The 20,057-nt window shown below is 41.6% G+C and carries 10 protein-coding genes; 2 read left to right on the plus strand and 8 right to left on the minus strand.

Annotated features, from left to right (window positions below):
* Window positions 1-521: 521 nt before the first annotated feature.
* Together IPM47_10620 and queG are read right to left on the minus strand one after the other, a co-directional pair.
* Window positions 522-2,138, minus strand: coding sequence for an OmpA family protein (locus tag IPM47_10620; protein ID QQS31332.1), 1,617 nt, complete (start codon window positions 2,136-2,138; stop codon window positions 522-524).
* A 78-nt stretch (window positions 2,139-2,216) separates the two neighbouring features.
* On the minus strand, window positions 2,217-3,176 hold the full coding sequence (queG, locus tag IPM47_10625; protein ID QQS31333.1) for a tRNA epoxyqueuosine(34) reductase QueG: 960 nt from the start codon (window positions 3,174-3,176) through the stop codon (window positions 2,217-2,219).
* A gap of 330 nt (window positions 3,177-3,506) precedes the next feature.
* On the opposite strand from queG, the gene IPM47_10630 reads away from it, so the two are divergent.
* On the plus strand, window positions 3,507-5,090 hold the full coding sequence (locus IPM47_10630) for a GIY-YIG nuclease family protein (GenBank protein QQS31334.1): 1,584 nt from the start codon (window positions 3,507-3,509) through the stop codon (window positions 5,088-5,090).
* A 144-nt stretch (window positions 5,091-5,234) separates the two neighbouring features.
* On the opposite strand, the gene IPM47_10635 is transcribed toward IPM47_10630, so the two are convergent.
* Window positions 5,235-11,576, minus strand: coding sequence for a PKD domain-containing protein (locus IPM47_10635; protein ID QQS31335.1), 6,342 nt, complete (start codon window positions 11,574-11,576; stop codon window positions 5,235-5,237).
* A 194-nt stretch (window positions 11,577-11,770) separates the two neighbouring features.
* Between IPM47_10635 and IPM47_10640 the strand changes: the two genes are divergently transcribed.
* On the plus strand, window positions 11,771-13,831 hold the full coding sequence (locus IPM47_10640) for a T9SS type A sorting domain-containing protein (protein ID QQS31336.1): 2,061 nt from the start codon (window positions 11,771-11,773) through the stop codon (window positions 13,829-13,831).
* 161 nt (window positions 13,832-13,992) lie between these two features.
* On the opposite strand, the gene IPM47_10645 is transcribed toward IPM47_10640, so the two are convergent.
* The 5 genes from IPM47_10645 to IPM47_10665 form a co-directional block, all read right to left on the minus strand.
* A complete protein-coding gene (locus IPM47_10645; GenBank protein ID QQS31337.1) occupies window positions 13,993-15,948 on the minus strand; it encodes a DUF349 domain-containing protein in 1,956 nt (651 codons plus the stop codon).
* Between the two features lie 478 nt (window positions 15,949-16,426).
* Window positions 16,427-16,819, minus strand: a complete 393-nt coding sequence (locus IPM47_10650) for a T9SS type A sorting domain-containing protein (GenBank protein ID QQS31338.1) — start codon at window positions 16,817-16,819, stop codon at window positions 16,427-16,429.
* A gap of 46 nt (window positions 16,820-16,865) precedes the next feature.
* Complete coding sequence (locus tag IPM47_10655; GenBank protein ID QQS31339.1) at window positions 16,866-17,666, minus strand: hypothetical protein; 801 nt, start codon at window positions 17,664-17,666, stop codon at window positions 16,866-16,868.
* A gap of 495 nt (window positions 17,667-18,161) precedes the next feature.
* Entirely contained in the window at window positions 18,162-18,707 is a 546-nt protein-coding gene (locus IPM47_10660) for a hypothetical protein (GenBank protein QQS31340.1), read from the minus strand.
* Window positions 18,708-18,762: 55 nt separating this feature from the next.
* Window positions 18,763-20,034, minus strand: a complete 1,272-nt coding sequence (locus IPM47_10665; protein ID QQS31341.1) for a hypothetical protein — start codon at window positions 20,032-20,034, stop codon at window positions 18,763-18,765.
* Window positions 20,035-20,057 lie beyond the last annotated feature (23 nt).

The following is a 20,057-nucleotide window of genomic DNA, read 5'->3' on the forward strand; positions in this document are numbered from 1 at the left end:
TTGAATCCTCAAACCGTTGTTTTCAGTTTGAATTTCACCAAACTGACTGTTCAGGTTGTTGTATTTTGATTCAATTTCCTGAAGTATTAAAATCTGATTGGTCTTTTCGGCAATTTGCTCCTTAAGCCCTCCGTTTTCGGCTCTCAAAGTGCCAATCATAGTATTAGCCTCGTCTAAATTAGCTTTAAATTTTTCTGAATTTATCTCTAACTTGTAGTTGCGGTCTTTCAATAAGGAATTTTCTGCCCGTAGGTCTTTTATTGTCAAATTCAGGTCATCAATTTCGCGCGCCATCGTCGAGGTCTTCCGATAACTGAACACCAGATAAGTCAGCACAGAGGTAACCAAAAGGAGAAATAATATTTGTATGGTATCAATCCAGAATGGAGACATAATTGAAATGTTTTGTCGGTGAACAATAAGTATTTGTGTGGGTTGATTTTAGGTTGCAGGATTAGCGATTACTTGTTTTTTAACGCGCAATTGCCGAACTAAATAAGTGAGGAATTACATCGGCAGGGCTATTTGATGATCATTTCTACGCGGCGGTTTGCCTTTTTTCCTTCGTCTGTTTCGTTGCTTTGAACCGGATTTGTCTGTCCTTTCGATTCGGTGCTGACGCGTTTTTGGTGAATACCAATACGAACCAATTGCTGTTTCACCTCGTTGGCGCGCTTTAACCCTAACTTCTGATTCGAGGGTTGATTTCCAACATTATCCGTATGACCTGTCAGATTTACGGCTGCTTTTGGGTCTTGTTCCAACAGGGTTTTTACGTCTTTAAAATATTGTCTCAACTCGTCTGTCATTGCGAGTTCTGCGCTTCCCGAATTAAAGTAAAGGGTTCTGGATTGCGCGGTCAGGTCAACTTTCCGGGCTGCCGTAACCTGAAACATGAAGTCAATTCCTCCGGTAATCGAGCCGTTGTTTTGCACCAACTGCGCATCGGGTTTGGAGTCAATGTTTATATTAGAACTATCAGCCCCTAAAGCTACAAGCTGAGTTTTGAGGGCATTGGCCCGGGCAATTCCGAGGTTATTAAAAGCGGTATTGTTTTTTTCTTCGGGAGCAAAACTGCCCGTAATTTTCAACCTTCGGTCAGGATGGGTTTTTGCGTAATGCCCAAGGGTTGCCAATCCGTTTTGAACCTCTTTGCTCATTTCGGGTTTGTCTGAAGAAGCCCTGAACCTGAAATTATCGGGAACATCCACCACTGTTTCAGAGCCGTCTTTTACCGTAAATGTCGGCAACTCACTCTGTGTGGCAGTATTCATCGAAAAAGCAACAGCGCCGGTGATTTGTCCGTTCGGGGTTCGGGGTAAAGCGTCGTTTTGGCGGGAGGCCCCCTGTATTCTGTCCGCCGGAATTCCTTTTGCCAACAGGAGTTGCTTCAGTGCATCTGCCCGCGCGAGGCCGAGGTTGTCAAACATCGTGTTGTTCCTTTCCTTAGCCTCATAGCTGCCGGTCAGCACGAGCTGTTTTTTAGGATTGGCAGTCAGATAAACCGTTAAATCCTCCATTCCTTTTTGAACAGCAGGGCTAAAAACGGGTTTGGCTTCCGATTCCCTGAACGAAAAATTGTCTGCTACATCCACCACCGTAGTGTTGCTGTCAAGCACCAAAAATCGGGGAAGGGCATTGGTATCTCCGGCATCGGTAAATTCAAAGTCATAACCTCCAAAAAAGGTTTGATCTGAAAACAAGGGCATGGGTTTCACCTCAGACGCAGCGGTCAGGATGCGCGTTTCAGGTATTCCTGAAGCCATCAGTTGCCGTTTCAGCGCATCAGCACGAGCAATTCCGAGATTGTCAAACGGGGTTTGGTTCACTTCTTCGGGGGTGTAATGTCCTTTTATGATCAAGGCCCGATTCGGATGTTGAAGCAGATAGTTTGCAGTTTGGTTCAGTGCTTCCTTAACCGGAGTACTGATGACCGGAGAGGCTGCTGACTGCGTGAATTTAAAGTTATCGGGTATGTTGACAATTTGTTTTTCGTTGTCTTTGATTATCAAAGGAGGTATGCCGGCTTGGGAGGTAAAGCAATTGCAGGCATGATTTTTAATGCGGCAAACATACCAGTAAGCGGAAAACAAATACCACAATACCAATGCTACAAACAGGATAGATTTTGTGCTCATGGTCGTATGGATTTTACAAAAAGGTAAGAAAAACCGGTTGAAAAATTCCGGTACAGAAACGGTTACAATCTATGATTTTTATAGGGGATTATGCACCGGTTTCGATTCATTTTTTAATAAAAAACCGATATTGCGCATCAATCCTTTGTATTTGGTTCTTTTAACAGCAGACTGTCTGAACAAATGGCCGAAAACCTCCTCGGTCAGCTCCGTCCACGCTTGTTTGCTCTTGTTCAACAATTCGGGCTTTGGCTCAAACTTTGGTTCGGTATGGTTTTGGGCAAAACGGTTCCAGGGGCAAACTTCCTGACAAATATCACATCCAAACATCCAGTTTTCGAACTTTCCGCTCATGTCAGAAGGCAATTCGTCTTTTAGTTCAATGGTGAAATAGGAGATACATTTACTTCCGTCCACTATTCTATTGCCCACAATAGCCTCAGTCGGGCAGGCATCTATGCAGCGGGTGCATGTGCCGCAATAATCTTTTACCGGACCGTCAACATCTAACTCCAAATCTATGATGAGCTCGGCCAAAAAGAAAAAAGAGCCGGAATGGGGCGTGATGAGCAATGAGTTTTTCCCCACCCAACCCGTTCCGTTTTTGGCAGCCCAGGCGCGTTCCAGGACAGGGGCAGAATCGACAAACACCCGACCGCTGATTTGCCCAATCTGTTCTTCGATGAAATGTAGCAGCCCGGTTAACTTTTCTTTGATGACGATATGGTAATCTAATCCATAGGCATATTTTGAGATTTTCGGAGCGGTCGGGTCTTCCTGTCTTTTGGTCGTTTGGTAGTTGTAAAGCAAGGTAATTACCGATTTCGAGCCGGGAACTAATTTGGTAGTGTCCAACCGTTTGTCGAAATGCTGTTCCATATACCCCATCTTTCCGTGATAGCCCCGTTTCAGCCATTCTTCCAAATGCCGGGCTTCTTCTTCCAGAAAACCCGAACGGGAAATGCCAACATATTGAAATCCTAACCGGTAAGCCTCCTGTTTAATGAGATGCGTGTGTTGGGTTGTGTTCAAAGCCATAGAATGATTGGCGTTTTACCTGAAAATAATCAAAAAATCGCTTTCCACCACAAAATCTATTTCCCGGCAGACTGCTTGCCGGCAAGAATACCTGAGAAAATCGGTAAAGTCAACGTGAATAAACGAAGGTATAAATATATTCTGATTTTTGCCTTCCGGCAAATCAAAACAGGAGGTAAACTGCCCTGTTTGCAAAAGGTTCAGCTATCTTAATGGGCAGAAACTTGGTGTAAATAAATCCTTTGACGAACTTTGCTTTAACTTTCAGGAACTTTGCAGTAAAAGCGATTTGCACAAAACCGTTCAGTTCCCCCAATTTATCACAACTACATGTCGCTTGATTTTACCATCGTAGAAATAGAATATTCGGGAAGCGGGCTTCGCCGCAATTATCTCGTAGAAATTGCAATGTTGAGAATCAACCGCGATGGGAGTAAAGCAAGGTTTCATAAAATTATCAAGCCTCCCGAAGAAATCAGCGATTTTGTCATAGCATTAGTAGATTTTGACCGGACTGCTTTTGAAACCGCCCCGGAATTTGAAGAAGTAGCAAACGAGATAGCCGGGTTTTGCTCCGACTCAATTTTAGTCGGTTTGCATATTCGCTTTATTTATGCACTGATGCGGCGGTCATTCAAGCAGACAGGAATACGGTTTGTTCATAAGCAAATCTGTCTGAGCCGATTATCAGAAAAGGCTTGTAATGAACTCAATATTCAGTCATTGGGCAACCTTTGCAGAAAACTGAACATTGTTTTCGACTATAAACTTCACCTCGAACAACGCGTTAAAGGGCTGAGCAAACTTTTCGAAAAGCTGTTTCTGAAAAAGCTGAACCATTCAGGAAGAGATAAAAGTTTGGTACAGCAATTTGCCTTGAACACAAAACTCCCTCCAAACCTCTCGTTTTCCAAAGTTGAAAGTCTGCCCAATGCTTTGGGAGTATATTATTTTTTAGATCACAAAGGGAGAATCATTTATCTGGGAAAGAGTAACGACATAAAAAAACGAGTTTTCACGCATTTCAATTCAGATTTGGACGATTTTACGAGGTTTGAAATGAAAAACTCCATCCACGACATACAATACCGCTTAACCGGCAGTGAATTAGTGTCGTTATTGCTCGAATCGGACGAAATCAAAAGGTATATGCCTAAGTTTAACCGCGCGCAACGTCGGGTAAAATACACACAAGGGATTTACATCAACCCTCAGCCCGACGGGTATTTGCATTTTCAGGTTACCTCTCTCGGAAATGGCGACGGTTGGTTATTGATGAAATTCCCGAACAAATGGAGGGCTTTCCGCTTCATTCTGCATGCAGCTATGCAATATGGAATCAACCCAAACCTCTGTGGATTAGGACCTTATCTGCATCAGCTTGAAGTTGCTAAAACATTCTATACCTCAAATCAAAGGAATATGACTACGGACATTCCCGTTATTTCATCCATTCCTCTCGATATGCCGCTTTCTTTAGACGATGAGGCAGATTCCGAAGACAATTTTTCCGTTTCAGGCTCAAAAATCGGTACCCAATCTGAGATACTTACAGAGTCCTTAGCCACCGAATCGGAGGTCAATTCAACAATTCCTGAGCAATTTTACGCCGAAACAACTGACCTTCACAATGAACGGGTCATGCAGCTATTGCAAAGCTACAGCTATCCGTCTCACAATATGCTGATTATAGATCAGGGAAAAAATGCAGAAGAGTTTTCAGTTGTCATGATTGCCAATAATGTGTATGCAGGATATGCGTATCTGCCGGTTTCTGCTTTGGATTTCCCCGAAAATTTGGTAAAACTAACTCAGGAGTATTTAATTCCCTTCAGGGATAACCCCGATGTTCAGAGAATCATCCGAAACTATTTGAGACTGCACAAACAAGGCGTATCAATAATTACTTACTAAAGAAGAAGGAACAATTGCGGATGAAAGGAAAAACAGGCGCATCAAATCTGGAATTGAAAGAATGATAAACGAAAACCCCTTATGTCAGAATTTTGATTGGGTTCAAAATTGCGACATAAGGAGTAAATTCGTCAATACTAAATCTTAGTACCGGATAAACGGAACGCCAATTTTAGAAGCATTGGGCATAAAGATATTAAAATCGTGAACCGTAACGTTACCATCTAAAGTACAATCGGCACGCAGATACTGATTTACACCGGAAGACTGCGTGCTAAACAAATTGAAATCAGCTACGGTCATCACCCCGTTGGCATTAAAATCGCCCCCATTTAAGGCATAGATGCCGTTCGGCAAAAGTTTTAGCTGACCGGTTCCGCCCATTACCTGAGCAGGGAGGGTAAAGTTCACTGATCCGGTAAACGGAATACTGACCGGAGCGGAAGTAATCACCGCTAAATGGTTACGGTGCCGTAGCGCAAAGTAGTAGCTTTGACCGGCTTCCAGATTGTAAAACTTCATGGTTGGAAGTGAGTTACCCCAAATAATGGTGGCCGGGAAGAACCCGTTTATAGTACCATTGGATGCCAACATTCCCGCACGGGTTTCGAGCACAATATCCGGGTTTGCAGCGCTTCGGGCTTCAACCAACACATAATCCACCGAATTATCCGGTATTTCACTGGTGTTTCTATAGCCTTCAGTTCCCTCATATTGCCAAGGCATTAAGCTATAGGGCTGTGTGATTGGTAGCAGGTCGTTGGTTTTCAGCGTTGTTCGCATCAAACCCGAAACATTATCATAAGCCCCTTCTAAGTATGCCTGCATCTGAACCGGAATAAACAGGCCGGTGCTTACGGTGATAGTCGCAATCACCATATCGCAACTGCCCGGAACCCCTTCAACACAAACATAGTATATAAATACATCTGTGCCTTCAAAATCAGCATTAGGAGTATAATTGAATTCACCGGTAAGCGGATCATATACTACTGTTCCGTTGGCAGGTTGAAGGGTAATATTTATATCGAGCGGGGGAAGCGGGGCTGTACAGATAAATGGCAACGGATTGACGACCACAATATTGAACCCGCTGATGACCGTAGTGGGGTCGTCGGGATTATCTGGGCCGATGACAATTTTAGGAACAAACACTTTGCGGCATACGGAGATTTCGCACAACAAATCGCCGTTTGGTGAATACCGACGGATCGTCATGCATATACAATAGAACCCATATCCGGGAAAAGTATAAACCGCGGGGTTATTGCCCTGGGTAACTGCAAAAATAGTAGATTGTATTCCGTTTGTGGCACTCCAGGTAACTTCGTCACAATTGGGATCTAAATTTCCATAAGGGGTAAATGTTCCGTTATATCCGGTCAGGGAATAAAAGAATCCCAAATTTGCCTGGGCATAGAAGTCTTCATCACACTCACAACAAGGTGGGATATTGATGGTGGTACAATGTTCGTACATCCCGCAGATATTGCCGTTAGAATCATACTGAGTTGCCAGCATACAAATCGAATGGATTCCGGAAGAACTGAAAATATGAGTGATGACATCATTTCCGTTTCCGTAATAGAAGTAAGTGGTAAAATTATCCTGAATAATCCATTGAATAGAATCGCAAACTCCTAAAGAATTGGCAACAAACGCATACTTCTTACAGGTATCTATGGGGATAACCGTAAATCCGTTGTTGACGTTGTTGATAAATTCTTCCATATCACATTCACAGCCCCCACATTCGGGCAAGACAATGCAAACACTGTCAATAGTACAGCAAAATTCATTTCCGTCCGGATCAAGGGCAAACAAATTGAGCTGAAAACAGATAGTATCTCCGGGCATAGCACCCGGACCTCCAATGCTGGTTGTCAGCACCGCAGAGGTGGTTTGGTCTGGTAACGTAACATTAAATACTGTGGGAGTTGCAAAAACGCCTCCGTTTCCGCTTGTTGAAAAATTGAACAGGTTGATTTGGTTGACGGTATATCCTGAGTTGTTAAACACCTGGAAATTATAGAGATAATATCCTGGATTTACCGGGTCGCATGAGATAGTATCATGCTCAACAGTCGCACATGGATTACAGGGTATCAGAGTCAAATTCAAAGGATTGCTCATAGCCGTACATCCAAAACTATTGGTCAGTATGACCTGATAACTTCCGCTAACGGTAGCCACATAATTATTGCTTGTTCCGGCGGGAGGAGGTATTGGGTTCCCGTTCAGCAACCATTGATAGCCTGCATAGATATTCGGCACACAGATAGTATCGGGTCCGCATCTTTTATAACAACCGGAAGGAACGACACAGATGTCGGGAATTGGATTGACATAAATTACATTGCTTTTCCGTTCGCAACCGGTAATAGAATCGATGGCCATGGCAAAGTAAGGGCCTTCTTCTACTACTACGGTAATGTTATTCACACCCAGTTGTCCGGTACTCCAGGCATATAAAATTCCGGGTTGATTGGGTGCGGTAAAGGTTACGGTATCACCGGCGCAATGCGGCCCAACGGGGCTTGCCGTTATTGTAAATGGAGCAGGCAAGGGGTGAACAATTATCGTATGCGAAGCAACCGAACTGCAATTGGTCAGATTGTCGGTTACTGTAACACTATAAGTATATGTACCCGGTGGTGTCTGACAAGGGAACCATGGCGGATTGACATAAATATTGCAGGAAGTGGAGCTGTTAGACCAAAGATAGCTGTAATTAGTGTTGTTACAGGGAAGGGTTTTGAGTTGAGCAACCTCACACTCGCAAACTTCGGTAGGCCCGTCAATTTGAATAATTGGATTGGGGTTAAAGCTAACCGTTTTTGGGGGTGGAATATACTGACAACCGTTGATATCGGTCATCGTTACTGTAAATGTTCCGTTTGTGGTAACAGTAATGACCGGTGTGGTTGCTGCCGTATTCCACAAGTAAGAAACAGCCCCTGCCGGTGCAGTTAAAGTTACGGATGTTCCGTCACATTGGGGGGTAGATGGAGAAGCTATGATCACCCCGGACATGGTGTTTGAGTATATGGTGATGTTTTGGCTGGTCGAGCCGGTACAACCATAGGTATCAGTTACAGTGAGTGTAACTGTATAAATTCCCGGAATAAAGTAAGTATGTGACGGGTTTTGGGATGTAGAAGTATTGGCCAATCCACTCGGAGGATCGCCAAAATTCCAGTTCCAGTTGGTAATGATATTGGTAGATGAGCCGCCAAAAACAACTCCATCTCCCTGACAGGCAGGGGCATTGCTGCTGATAGAAGGCACTGGTGGATTGAGTACTGTGATTGTTTGTGAAACTGTAGAAGTACATCCGGCACTGGAAAGTACAGTCAGGGTGATGGTATAAGTTCCGGGGGTAGTAAATATATGAGAGGGGTTTTGGAGGGTAGAGGTATTATTGACTCCGCTTGAAGGATCGCCAAAATTCCAACTCCAGCCGGCCAGTGAAGTGGTCGGAACATAAGTGCTTGCATCGGTAAAGAAAATAGGATTACATCCGGTACTATAAGTAAAATCTGCCACCATTGGCACCAAAATGGTCTGCATAGCTATCACTGTACAAGTTAGCGGCGGCGGGGTAAGATTAGGAACAGTTGCACTAAGGATCACCTGATAATAGCCCGGCTGTGTGTAGCTATGGGAGGTGGTGATTCCTGAACCGAAATTACCATCGCCAAAAGACCAGCTATAAGCGCTTGCATTGACAGACGAGGAGGCATCGAAACTGAAAAAGTCGCAGGTCGTACCTGATGAATAGATAAAGGCTGCGCTGCCGTCTGGGGTGCAATTTCCCGGAGGACATGGGGGTTGGCCGGAACAACCGCAAGGCGCACCGGCTGTTATTACATTTGATTGCGCCGTACAGCCACAGGAATTGGTTACAACCACAGAATAAGAACCAAATGCAGAAATGTTGTAGTTAAATGAGGTTGCCCCTCCAATCGGTGTGCCGCCATTATACCATTGATAAGTATAGCCCACTGCATTATTCAGCGCATATAAAGAGCCGAAAGCCGAAGTACAGTTGACGGTAATTCCTGAAGTGGTGATTGCTGCGTCTGGAAGCGGGCATCCGGTTACATTAATACTGCCAACTCCCGAACAACCGGTCGTACAATTGGTAACAGTAACATAGTAGGTTCCTCCCTGAGTGATGGTAGCAGTAGCACCGGTAGAAATAGTTCCGCCACTTGCATTTTGCCAAACAAAAGGAGCACAATAACTGCCGCTCAACGTCAGAAGAGCACTATTACCCGTACATAATACTCCCGGACCCAAAACTGAAACAGAAAATGTTGGGGTAACATTGACAATCAGATTAGATGTAAACCCACAAACAGATACGGTGACGACCGCCCCTCCTGCCAGATTCCACTGAACGCTGATACTATTGCTGCCCGAACCACTTACAATACTGCCGGCATTTGCCGGTGAAATAGTCCACGTATAGTTTTCCCCCGCTATAAAAGGCACACTATAAGTTACGGTTTGATTGACGCAAGGCGTTGTGTTGCCGGTGATTACAGGTGTTGTCAAAGCCGTTACAACTAACGTAAATGGCAAAGATTGGCAGAAAGGTGAATTAATCATGGTCTGTGTTACAGAAATACTGTAAGGTCCGGAAGAAGCCCATTGTACATTCACAGAACTGCCTGTTGTAGCGCTTAATGTTCCGTTAACAACTGACCAGGTAAATGTTCCGGCAGGGGGAGTAGCAACGGCCGTATAGGTATAATTGCCGTTAGGACACACAAAATTCGGACCTATAATAGCAGTAGGTGCAGGTGGGGCCGGTAAAACATCTACTGTTAAAAAGGCGGTGTCGTTGCAAAAAGCATTCGGAATAACCGAAGCAGCTTTTACCGTATAAGTACCGGGGCCATTGCTCCAAATATAATTTAAAGTAGGTGAATTGATAGCCACATTTGGTATCAGTACATTGGCAGGCGTAACAATATCCCAGTTACAAACTCCGGCCGGGAAACCAAAGGGCAATCCGCCGGCACTGAAACTGGAGGCACTATTTTCACAAGCCTCTTCAGGACCGGTAATTGCCAATTCAGGCCTGATAAGGACAGTTAAATTTCCGGATCCTCCGCAATCCAGATAGCAGTTATAATAGGTAACATTAATGGTTCCTACTGTGGGAAACATGAACCAATCGTCCCATTCTATGGTAATATCGTCGGTGCCCTGTCCGGCTAAAATGGTCCCTCCTGTAACCGTCCAGTTATATTCAGTTCCTCCACAAAAAGCGATGGGCAAAGAATAGGTTTCAATGGCTCCATAACAAACTAAAACCGGGCCTAAAATAGGTACTGTTGGTGAAATAATAGGCACTTGCACTACTGTAGGAATAGGACAGGTAGCACAGGGGGTTGATAAAGTAATGGTTCCAATAGGTCCGTTTCCCCAAACTACCCAGATAGAGTCGGGTGCAAAGTTTCCCCAACTCAAATGCCCTGTTACCGACCAATTGTAAGTACTGCAAATATGGTTGGTAGAATAACAGGCGGTATCCATCGGGCAAACCGTTGACACACATTCGATGTCCGGCGAAGAGCCGGGAGTTACAACAACCTGCACGGAAGCGGTATCGGTACAATAACAACTGTTCCTGACTATTAGGGTAGCGGTATAAGTTCCGGGTGTTGTATAAGGATGGGTTACAATCGGATTGGTACTTGTCAGCAAAGGACTGGAATCGCCGAAATTCCATTGTGCCCAGTTAAAGCCGGTAGAAGTATTTAAAAAAGATACGGCCTGTCCCTGACATATTGTAACAGTACCGGCGATGGTTGCAGGAAGTGTATTAAAAGAAGCAACCGGTGAAGGAATGACATGAATACAAAGTTTGGTAGAATCAACACACCCAAACTGGTTCACTTCAACAACTTTTACATAGCTATTGCCAACAGGTCCCCAAAGGACATCAATCTGATTTCCGTTTGGGTTGGTAAAGGTAATCAGGTCTGAGCCTCTGCCAACCGACCAGGTATAGGTACTTCCCGGATTAAATATCGTATAATAGCTTAAAGTAGAAAAGGCGCACGCATCTACACAAAGATCGGGAGGTGAATCATTTCCTGCCGGATCTCCTGAAGTAGAACCTCCCAAATTACAATTTGGCAGAGGTGGAGGGATAATTATAGGAGTTGGTTTTGGGTTTATGGTTAAATTTAAAGTAGCTGTGGTACTGCCGATTTGAGCGACATTAATAGAAGCTGTTCCGGGCAGTCCCCAGCAAATGTTTACGGTTGAGCCGGTTTGATTGGCAGGCGTTCCACCTGTGATAGTCCAGTTATAGGGATTAGTATTACCGCCAGAAACGGTGTACGTATAACAATTGCCGGTACAAACAGGGGTAGTTCCGCTGATTGTCAATTGGGCAAGTGCCACTTGTGCGCTGCTAAATAGCAGTAAAACCAACAACCCGACAAATAAAAGTACTTGTTTTTTCATGGTGTTGGAATTAAGAAGTGAATAAGAAACAAAATAGCTTGTTAATTATTAGAAAGGTAATAGTATCTTTCCGTTATTGCGCCGCTTTACCTATGTTTTTTTTAACTTTTTGTAACAATTTGTTAACTTTGTAATTACATGACATATCAGTTTAACGTCGAAGTCAATTTTTTAAACTCATCCCTCAGAAATTTATGTACAATTATTTTTCTCAACTTAAAGATTTCTGTTTCCCGGTTTTGCTTTTGGTTTTTCAGTTTGTATCAGGTCAGTCAAATACAATAACGGTAAATACTTTTTCCGAAGAGCATATTAATTTTGGTGCGGAAAATAATAGGGTGGTTACTGAAACATTTACCTTTCCTGATGACAATATTTCTTTTAGCCAAATTCTGATGCACTTTACACTTGGCTGCCCTTCGGGAGGTTGTGATCCATGGGACAGGTATGGCGATATTAAAGTCATCCATCCAACCGGTTTGATGGATAGCACCATAGCAGAAATTGATACAATATTTGATGCTTCCGGTAATATTTTACAAATTGACACCCTTTTCAATCCCCCGTTTGAAATAACTGAGGCTTTTGAAATATTCAGATTTATTACGCCATACGGAGGTTCTTTTGGTGCAAACTGGAGTTGGTTGTGGACAACAGACGTAACAGATTATCGCATTTTGCTGGCAAATCAGGTTACCCTTCAGGCATATATAGATACCTGGGTAAATCCTGGTTGGGAAGTCAGTATTTCTTTTGAAATGATAGAAGGAACTCCTGAAATAGAAGCCTATAAAATTGTCAATCTTTGGAATTACGGGTACTTGTCTTATGGCAATGTAAACAGTCCGATAGAAAACTACCTGCCTCCAATCGGGTTGAATGCCGATAATGATGCCCACCTTGCAAAAGTCAGAATTTATCAAACCGGACACGGGTTTGGATTTAGTGATAACGCTGCTGAGTTCTCACCTAAAACGCACCACCTTTTAGTGAATGGAACAGCAGAACAAGACTTCCCTAATTTTCTTTGGCGCGACGACTGCGCACTCAATCCTCTTTCGCCCCAAGCCGGAACCTGGCAGTATAACCGCGCCGGTTGGTGCCCGGGCGATGATGCAACGCCCTTTGATGCAGATATTTCTTTTTTGATTGAGGCGGGTGCTCCTTTCACACTCGATTACAACATGCAACCCTTTATCAACCTCTGTAGTCCCAATAACCCAAATTGTACAAGTGCAGACTGTGCAGGCGGTACCTGTACCGGAGGAGGGGAACCTTATTATATCCTTTCTTCTCAGTTGATTTATTACCGTGCAACTCCTCAGTTTGGCTTAGATGCTCAATTGGTCAATCTGAATGGATTGCCTGACATTTCCTGCCAAAATGAGTTTTCGCCCTCTGTCCGGCTTAGAAACAATGGCAGCGAAGTTTTAACCGATGTTGTGCTGCTTTACCGGTTGGATGAGGGTGAGTTCCAGTCTGTTATTTGGAACGGCAGCCTCGATTTTGCTCAGTCAGAGGCAATTGAATTTCCGGGAATCACGCTTTACGATGCGCAAAATCACACGTTTGAAGTTTTGATTGCTGTTGCCAATTCCGGCCTTGATGAAAACATTAACAACGACTTATTGCTAAAGTCATTTGCTTATGGCAATAACCAATTGACCTTAATGTTACAAACCGATAATTACGGCAGCGAAACTTCATGGGAAATTGTCAATCCGACTAATGGCAGTATTCTTCAATCCGGCAATGGTTTTGCAAGTTTAACGACCTATGAGGAAGCAATCTGTATTCCGAATGGTTGCTATCAGTTAATAGTCAAAGATTCTTATGGAGATGGGCTTCAAGCTCCAACAAACGGGAATTATCAGTTGTTGGACAATGCCGGCACAGTTTTGGCAAGTTTGCAACAGGTTAACTTTGGACTTCAGGAGGTAACCGATTTTTGTGTAGATTCAGAATTGCCTTTTCCTGTTTCTGTACATGAAACTATATACAATCCCGTTTCTATCCGGGTATTTCCAAATCCTGTTAAAGATTCCACAGCCCAGCTTTTAATAGAATTTACTGACCCGCAATCCGCCCTTTTGTCTGTTTACCATGTATCGGGAAAAGAAGTTTACCACAACATTTTACCGACCTCTGATTCACATCAAGTGACCCTGTCCTTGTCCGATTTTCCTGCAGGGTTATATTTTATTCAAGTCAAAAGTGATCAAGCAACAGCCACTGGTTGTTTAGTAAAGTGGTAAGCAATTTTTCAAACGAACAGGATTTTTCAAACGAACAGGTTTGATAACATCCGGTCTCTTTTTTGTGCTTAGCAATACACTTTTTTTAGAAACAAAAAAAACCTGCTGTCAGGCATATTTGCAAACAGCAGGTTTTTAAGTTAAACTATAAGAGTCAGATACTATGCTTCTCCTTCTTCTGCATCGTTGGTGCTAACCGGTAATTCTTCAACTTCTTTATTAGATTCAGTATCTTCGTGGTTAGTGCCTGTCTCGTTCAAAACTTCCTGATCAACCTCCGCAGTTTCTTCTATTTTAATTTCAGTTGCTGGTTCGGCTTTTGCAGGGGAGGAGGTTTGTTCTGATTTAACCTCTTCTTTAGCCTGTGTCAACATTTTAAGCTTATGTTTTAAGTCATCAACTTCATTTTTCAATTTTTCGATTTTGTTTCTTACTTCTTTGAGTAAAGGATTATCGGGTTTGGCATTGGTAAAAAAGCCAAGGTTATTTTCGTATTGAGCAATATCGTTTTGCAGTTCGGTAATCCGGTTTTTAATCGCTTGTTGTTCACTTTTTACCGCATTGTCCACATTACCCGAATGTGCGAGGCTTTCGACACGGCTTTTGAATTTCATGGCAATTCTTTGTTCACGCCCTAATTTCAATTTTTCATATTTTTCATCTAAAGCGGCACTGAATGTCTTTTGCAGGCGCTCTTTTTCCTTAATGGGAACGAACCCAATCTCTTTCCACTCTTTTCCGATTTCCTGTAACATTCTGAAGTTCTCATCGCGGTCTTCTACAAATTCATAGGCTTCTACTTTAGCAATGAGGGCAAGCTTTTTTTCAAGGTTTTCTTGTTCAGAATTTCCCCGGCTGCTAAAATGTTCTTTTTTTGCTTCAAAGAATCTATCACAGGCACTTCTAAACCTATCCCACAACTTGCGTTCTTCGCTTGGTTTTGCTGGCCCAACTTCTTTCCATTCCTTTTGCAAATTGACCAAAGTATCGGTGGTATGTTTCCAGTCATGATCATGTTGCAGGGCTTCTGCTTTTTCGCACAGGGCTATTTTTTGGAGTTTGTTTTTTTCGCGTTCCTGATCAATGGATTTAAAAAACAACTGTTTTGCTTCAAAAAACTTATCACAGGTTTCACGGAATGTATGCCATAACTCCTCGTTTTGTTCAGAAGGCCCAATTTTTTTCCAGGCTTCCTGAACGCCAATAACCTGTTCTGTCTTGTCTTGAAGGTTTTTCAGCCCGGTAAGGTCGGTTTGGAGCAAAGCTTCAATCTGTTCTATCAGATTCTTTTTTGCGAGCAGATTTTCCTGTAGGTTAAGTTTGCGTTCTCCGTAATGTGTGCGGATTTTGGAATAAACTGCATCAATCACTTCCCGGTATTTCTGATTCACCTCATCTTTAACTTCATTGGCAACAGGCCCAATTCCTTTCCATTCATGCTGCAATTCCTTGACCAAGGCTTCAATTTCGGGTATAGAATCCAACCCGGTCAACTGTTGCATTTTGTCTAAGATGATGTTTTTCCTTTCGAGATTGAGTTTAAAATCCAACTCTCTCATTTCTTTCATCAGGTTAACATTGTGATAGAACAAGTCCACCTGATAGCTGTGATTGAGTTGCATATCTTTATATCTGGGGTCATCAATATTGCCTAAAGACTTCCATGAGTCCTGAAGTGCATTGAATTGCTTAAAGGTTTCACCAATACCGGTTGCTCCGACTGAATGAGCTAATTGAGTCAGATTTTCTAAAATCTGTTTTTTTTCTGCCAGCTTTTGCTCTCGCCCTGCTGCCAGTTGTTTTTCATATTCCGCAACAATCGTTTCAGCCTGCTTGAGCAAATCTTCAAACTGGTCATCTAAGGGATCAGTTGGCGGATCAAATTTTGGCTTCTCTGGCGCTTCTGCAGAGATTTCAGTTTGCTGTGCTTCTGCTGTAACTTCATTGTCCTTCAACCGCTCTTTCCATTCGGTTTCAAATACTTCCCGCATTTGTGCAATCAAATTTCGCTTTGCGGTATTAAAATCGTTTCTGATTGTTTTGTATTGACTTCTCAATACCTGAGGATTGTTATCCTGAATAAGTTGCTCGAGACGTGCAATTGCAGTTTCTTTCATAATGCAGAACTTTAAAATTGTGTTAAAGTGGTAAGAACAAAACCAACGCACAAGGCGCAAATTTTTAAAAATGGATGCAAATATACAAAGATGTCTGTATTATCAGCCACTTTACAGTGATAATTTAAGAGAATTGAGTTCCTTTTTTGTGAAAACAGGGCCAAAAAGAAATTCACATTTAAAAATAACAGCGCAAATTATATTGGTTAATCTGATTAACTAAAATGGAAAAGTAGTTTTAAATCAGAGTCATGCTGAATAAACCAATGCTGTTTAACTTTTACCAAAGAGTAGGGAGCCTTTAGATTTGACTTCGCTTTACTTAAGAGGTATAGTCTAATATGTACCGAAAAAGGCAATTGAAAAACTCCAAGTTCATCAATATATATGAAAAATACTCAGCATCTATATGTTTTAATGTTGAACCAATGGACTTGCTAAGTAGGGCTTAAAAACAAAGGTAGAGGGGAAATATACTTTATTGAATAAGAATCTGCTTTGTTGCAATATTTTGATGGCTTTCAACTATCACAAAATAAACTCCGGCAGGATATGCGCTGATGTCGAGGGTAAGCCTTTGGGAAAGGTTGTTTCGAGATAATGTTTGCCCCAACATGTTTACCAATTTTACAACTGCGTCTTGTTGAAGTGGATGATTGGTTTCTATAGTAATACTTTGGCTTGCGGGGTTTGGAAACAACCGGTAAGATTGGTCAAAACTGACATCTTCTATGGAGGTACAATCTTCGATGACGACATCTAAACTTGCAGTGCCGATACACGAAGAAGTTTGGGCAGTAACAAATTGAGGATAAATTCCGGTTACTACCAAAATCAGGACAACAAACAAAGTTGAAATATCGCGTTTCATAAATGAATTTGTTTAAAATAGATAAAGTTAACTCTCTGCCTGAAAATTAATACCTGATGTTTTCCATACCAATGATACTTGAGTTGGGACGATACAGGTTAAAATCACCAACGGTTATAGAACCATCTAAATTAAAATCACCATCTAAATATTGGTTGGTTGCTCCGGTTGCGGCATATCCGTTGTAATCTGACAATGAAAAAACACCGTCGCTGTTAAAATCTCCTGCCAACATAGCATGATTACCGCCTCCCACATTGGCTAACTGACCGTTACCGCCAAGAACATTGGAGGGATTCGTAAACTGATAAGGGGTAGTATTGGGCAGAGAAACGGCGGTATTGCTCATAATTGCCAAATGATTTCTATGTCTGACCACCAATCTGTAAGAATTGTTAGTGATTATATTATTAAAATAAACTCCTGTAATAGTTTGGTTTGTTGCATAAGCAGGATCTACAATGCTTCCGTTGTTCAACAATAAGGCAGCCTTAGTTTCTATCAGGTTTGTGCCGGTTATGTCGTAAACCTCTAACAATACCCAATCTATCATCGAGGCAGGTTTTGAAGCAATACTTTCAGTACCGGAATAATTCCAGGGTGGACGGTTATAGGGTTGGTTCAATGGAATTAAGTTGAAAAAACCGGCCGGTACAACCATATTCCCTGTTCCATTATTATAAGGACCTTGTAAAAAAGCTGAAGCCTGTACCAACTCTCCGGTTACACAGGTATTAATAGTTACATTTAAAGTAGCAGTACCCACACAACTCGCTTGTCCTAACAATTTAGATCCTGACGACAAGACAAAGATAAAGCATATAAAAAGCGTAGCAATTGGTCTCATGTTGTATGATAAGGGTGGTTATAGAAGTTAAAAGGATTAAAAATCGGCGGTTATGCTTGTTTGTAAAATTCAGTTAAATGTTGTTTAAGTTTAGTTCGGTTCAAAAGTAGCTATTTTTTAACGAAAGTATATTGCCTGCCTCAAATTTACAGCAAATTTTGAATTTTTACTTCAGTAGGTACAAAGACCTCTGTTTTTTATCAATTGTTCAATTTTATCCGAATCAAAACCGGTTTAGTATCTTTAAAAATCTGAGTGAAGAATACAGTTTTTTTAAAAAAAGGTACTTGTTACAACATAGTTTAAGTTGTATTTCCAATTTGTTATATCATAGTATAAGACCTCTAATCCTGGTTTTTTATTCCCATTTTGACCAAAATACTATCTGTATTTATTTTTACAAAGATTGAGGGTTGTACATGACAGAAATCGAATTGCCAATTTCAATGAATTAAAGAATACATATCCGTTTAATGTCAGTGATTTAGAGGGTATTTATTTTTGATTATATTTCAACACTATTTGTTCGATAGACTCAATGTCATACTCGGCTTTTTTGATGTCTTTTTCTTTCCAAACACTATTTTCTTTGCTTACTTTTTTATAGCGGATTGGAGGAACAGCAACAATCTGATCACATTCAAAACAAAGAGAAAGGTGCCCCACAATACTATCAGTCGAATTGAAAAGCACTATGCCGTGTCTTGGAATAAAGCATTTACTCAAACCTTTGGCAACCAAATCACTGCTTTGATTGAGTATTTCGACTATGTTTTGTATATCATAAGGTTCTAACTCGCTTGAAAAAGTTGCTTTTGGATTGATAGCTTCCTGAACCATAATGGAAGTTTCAGGAAGGTTTGTTTCGTTTTCAGCAGGGTAGGTTTCGTTAAAGGTATATAAGTCTGCACGTTGATATTCTGTATAAGGCCAAGAACTCTTACCGGTGCTAAAATGAATGTTTTTACTGCTGCTACAACCAAGCAAAACAAACAAAATGATGAGTCGAAAGGAATAGGTAGTTGAAGATTGCAGGTTCATAGGCGTAAAGTTTTGAAGGGACAATAAAATCGCGATGGCAAAATCGAACTATATATTAAAAACCGACCTGAAACATTAGTCTGACCAATTGATGGATTTTTTGAGCGCTAAGAAAAACCGGATTGCCTTCTCCATCCGGTATATCTAAAAATGTTCTTCGGGGAGCATTGTCATATAAAATCCTGAACTGCAATTCAAATGAGGCTTGTTTGTTCATTTTTTCTGACAATTTAATATTCAGGTTGGTTTGCAAATCTATTCTGTAATCAACTGCTTTACTGACGATCCCGTTTTTAGATTCTTCGCTGTACCACTCCCAAGGCATTGGCATTTTGAAAAAAGGTCTGATTTTTAATGTAAAATAGTCATTTGGTTTCAGATCAAGAGTTGGACGTATTTCCCATCTTAGGAATTGAGAAGCATTAAAAGAGTGATAAAAATATTGGGTACCGAATGCCGTAGATATTGTATCGGCGGCAAAGCCTTTTTCTGTTTCAAATATCAATCCTGCAAGTAAAGCAGCTCTGAATTTGTTGTATTTTTTTCTGACAGCAACCTTGGCTAATTGTTGGGATTGGTGAATTTGTGATTCTTCATTGCTCGCTGAGTTATTTCGTTTAAAGCGAAGACAATCACCGTCAACACACATAGTCAGACTATCAGTTCCTTTTTGAGGTGGGGTTATTCTAAGCTTTGAGATTTGGCGAAGTTCGTCTTTACCGTTTTTGGTCAATTTTTTAGACCAATGTGCTAAGATGATGCCCCCTCCCAATTCGTAACGTTGTTCTATTCCTAAAAACTCGTCCGAAAACCGGCTCATCACAGCGTAGTCTTCTAAAAATAGGCTGTCGCCAACCATAAGCGTATGGTCATATGTCATAAAAATATTGGAGACGTTTTCGGTAAATACCCCGTTGCTGATAACGATGCCGACATCGTTGGTAAATTCAAACTTGTCGGGATAATATCCTCTGTAAACAGAAATTCCACCATTGATTTTATATAAAGAAGCAATATCTGTTTTGTCCCCGGCAAAACCAAAGCGGGCATTGCCATTAAATCGTTTTTCCCTTTGTTCTAACGCCTTTAAATATTTGATTAACTGATTTGCCTCAAGGGAAAACAATTGGTGTTTTATACCGACTAAAGAATCACTAACTTTAAATTCTGCAAATTCGTCTTTAATGTCTGAAACATCTTGTCCGTTGACAGAACTCAAAGTCCAAAAAAAGAAAAAAGCCAACCAAATTACAGAGCTAAACAGATTCAGGGTTTTACAAAATCCTGAACTCAAAAGTTTAAATAAAAAAGCTAACTGTGTTTTCATGTTCAGGAGGTCTGAAAAATGGT

This window comes from Sphingobacteriales bacterium, assembly GCA_016700115.1.
Classification (GTDB): Bacteria; Bacteroidota; Bacteroidia; order Chitinophagales; family UBA2359; genus UBA2359.

Excerpts from the sequence above, each read along its gene's own strand:
- IPM47_10645 (QQS31337.1), bottom strand. The coding sequence starts at position 15,948 with ATGAAAGAAACTGCAATTGCACGTCTCGAGCAACTTATTCAGGATAAC.
- IPM47_10650 (QQS31338.1), bottom strand. The coding sequence starts at position 16,819 with ATGAAACGCGATATTTCAACTTTGTTTGTTGTCCTGATTTTGGTAGTA.
- queG (QQS31333.1), bottom strand. The coding sequence starts at position 3,176 with ATGGCTTTGAACACAACCCAACACACGCATCTCATTAAACAGGAGGCT.
- IPM47_10660 (QQS31340.1), bottom strand. The coding sequence starts at position 18,707 with ATGAACCTGCAATCTTCAACTACCTATTCCTTTCGACTCATCATTTTG.
- IPM47_10655 (QQS31339.1), bottom strand. The coding sequence starts at position 17,666 with ATGAGACCAATTGCTACGCTTTTTATATGCTTTATCTTTGTCTTGTCG.
- IPM47_10640 (QQS31336.1), top strand. The coding sequence starts at position 11,771 with ATGTACAATTATTTTTCTCAACTTAAAGATTTCTGTTTCCCGGTTTTG.
- IPM47_10635 (QQS31335.1), bottom strand. The coding sequence starts at position 11,576 with ATGAAAAAACAAGTACTTTTATTTGTCGGGTTGTTGGTTTTACTGCTA.
- IPM47_10665 (QQS31341.1), bottom strand. The coding sequence starts at position 20,034 with ATGAAAACACAGTTAGCTTTTTTATTTAAACTTTTGAGTTCAGGATTT.
- IPM47_10620 (QQS31332.1), bottom strand. The coding sequence starts at position 2,138 with ATGAGCACAAAATCTATCCTGTTTGTAGCATTGGTATTGTGGTATTTG.
- IPM47_10630 (QQS31334.1), top strand. The coding sequence starts at position 3,507 with ATGTCGCTTGATTTTACCATCGTAGAAATAGAATATTCGGGAAGCGGG.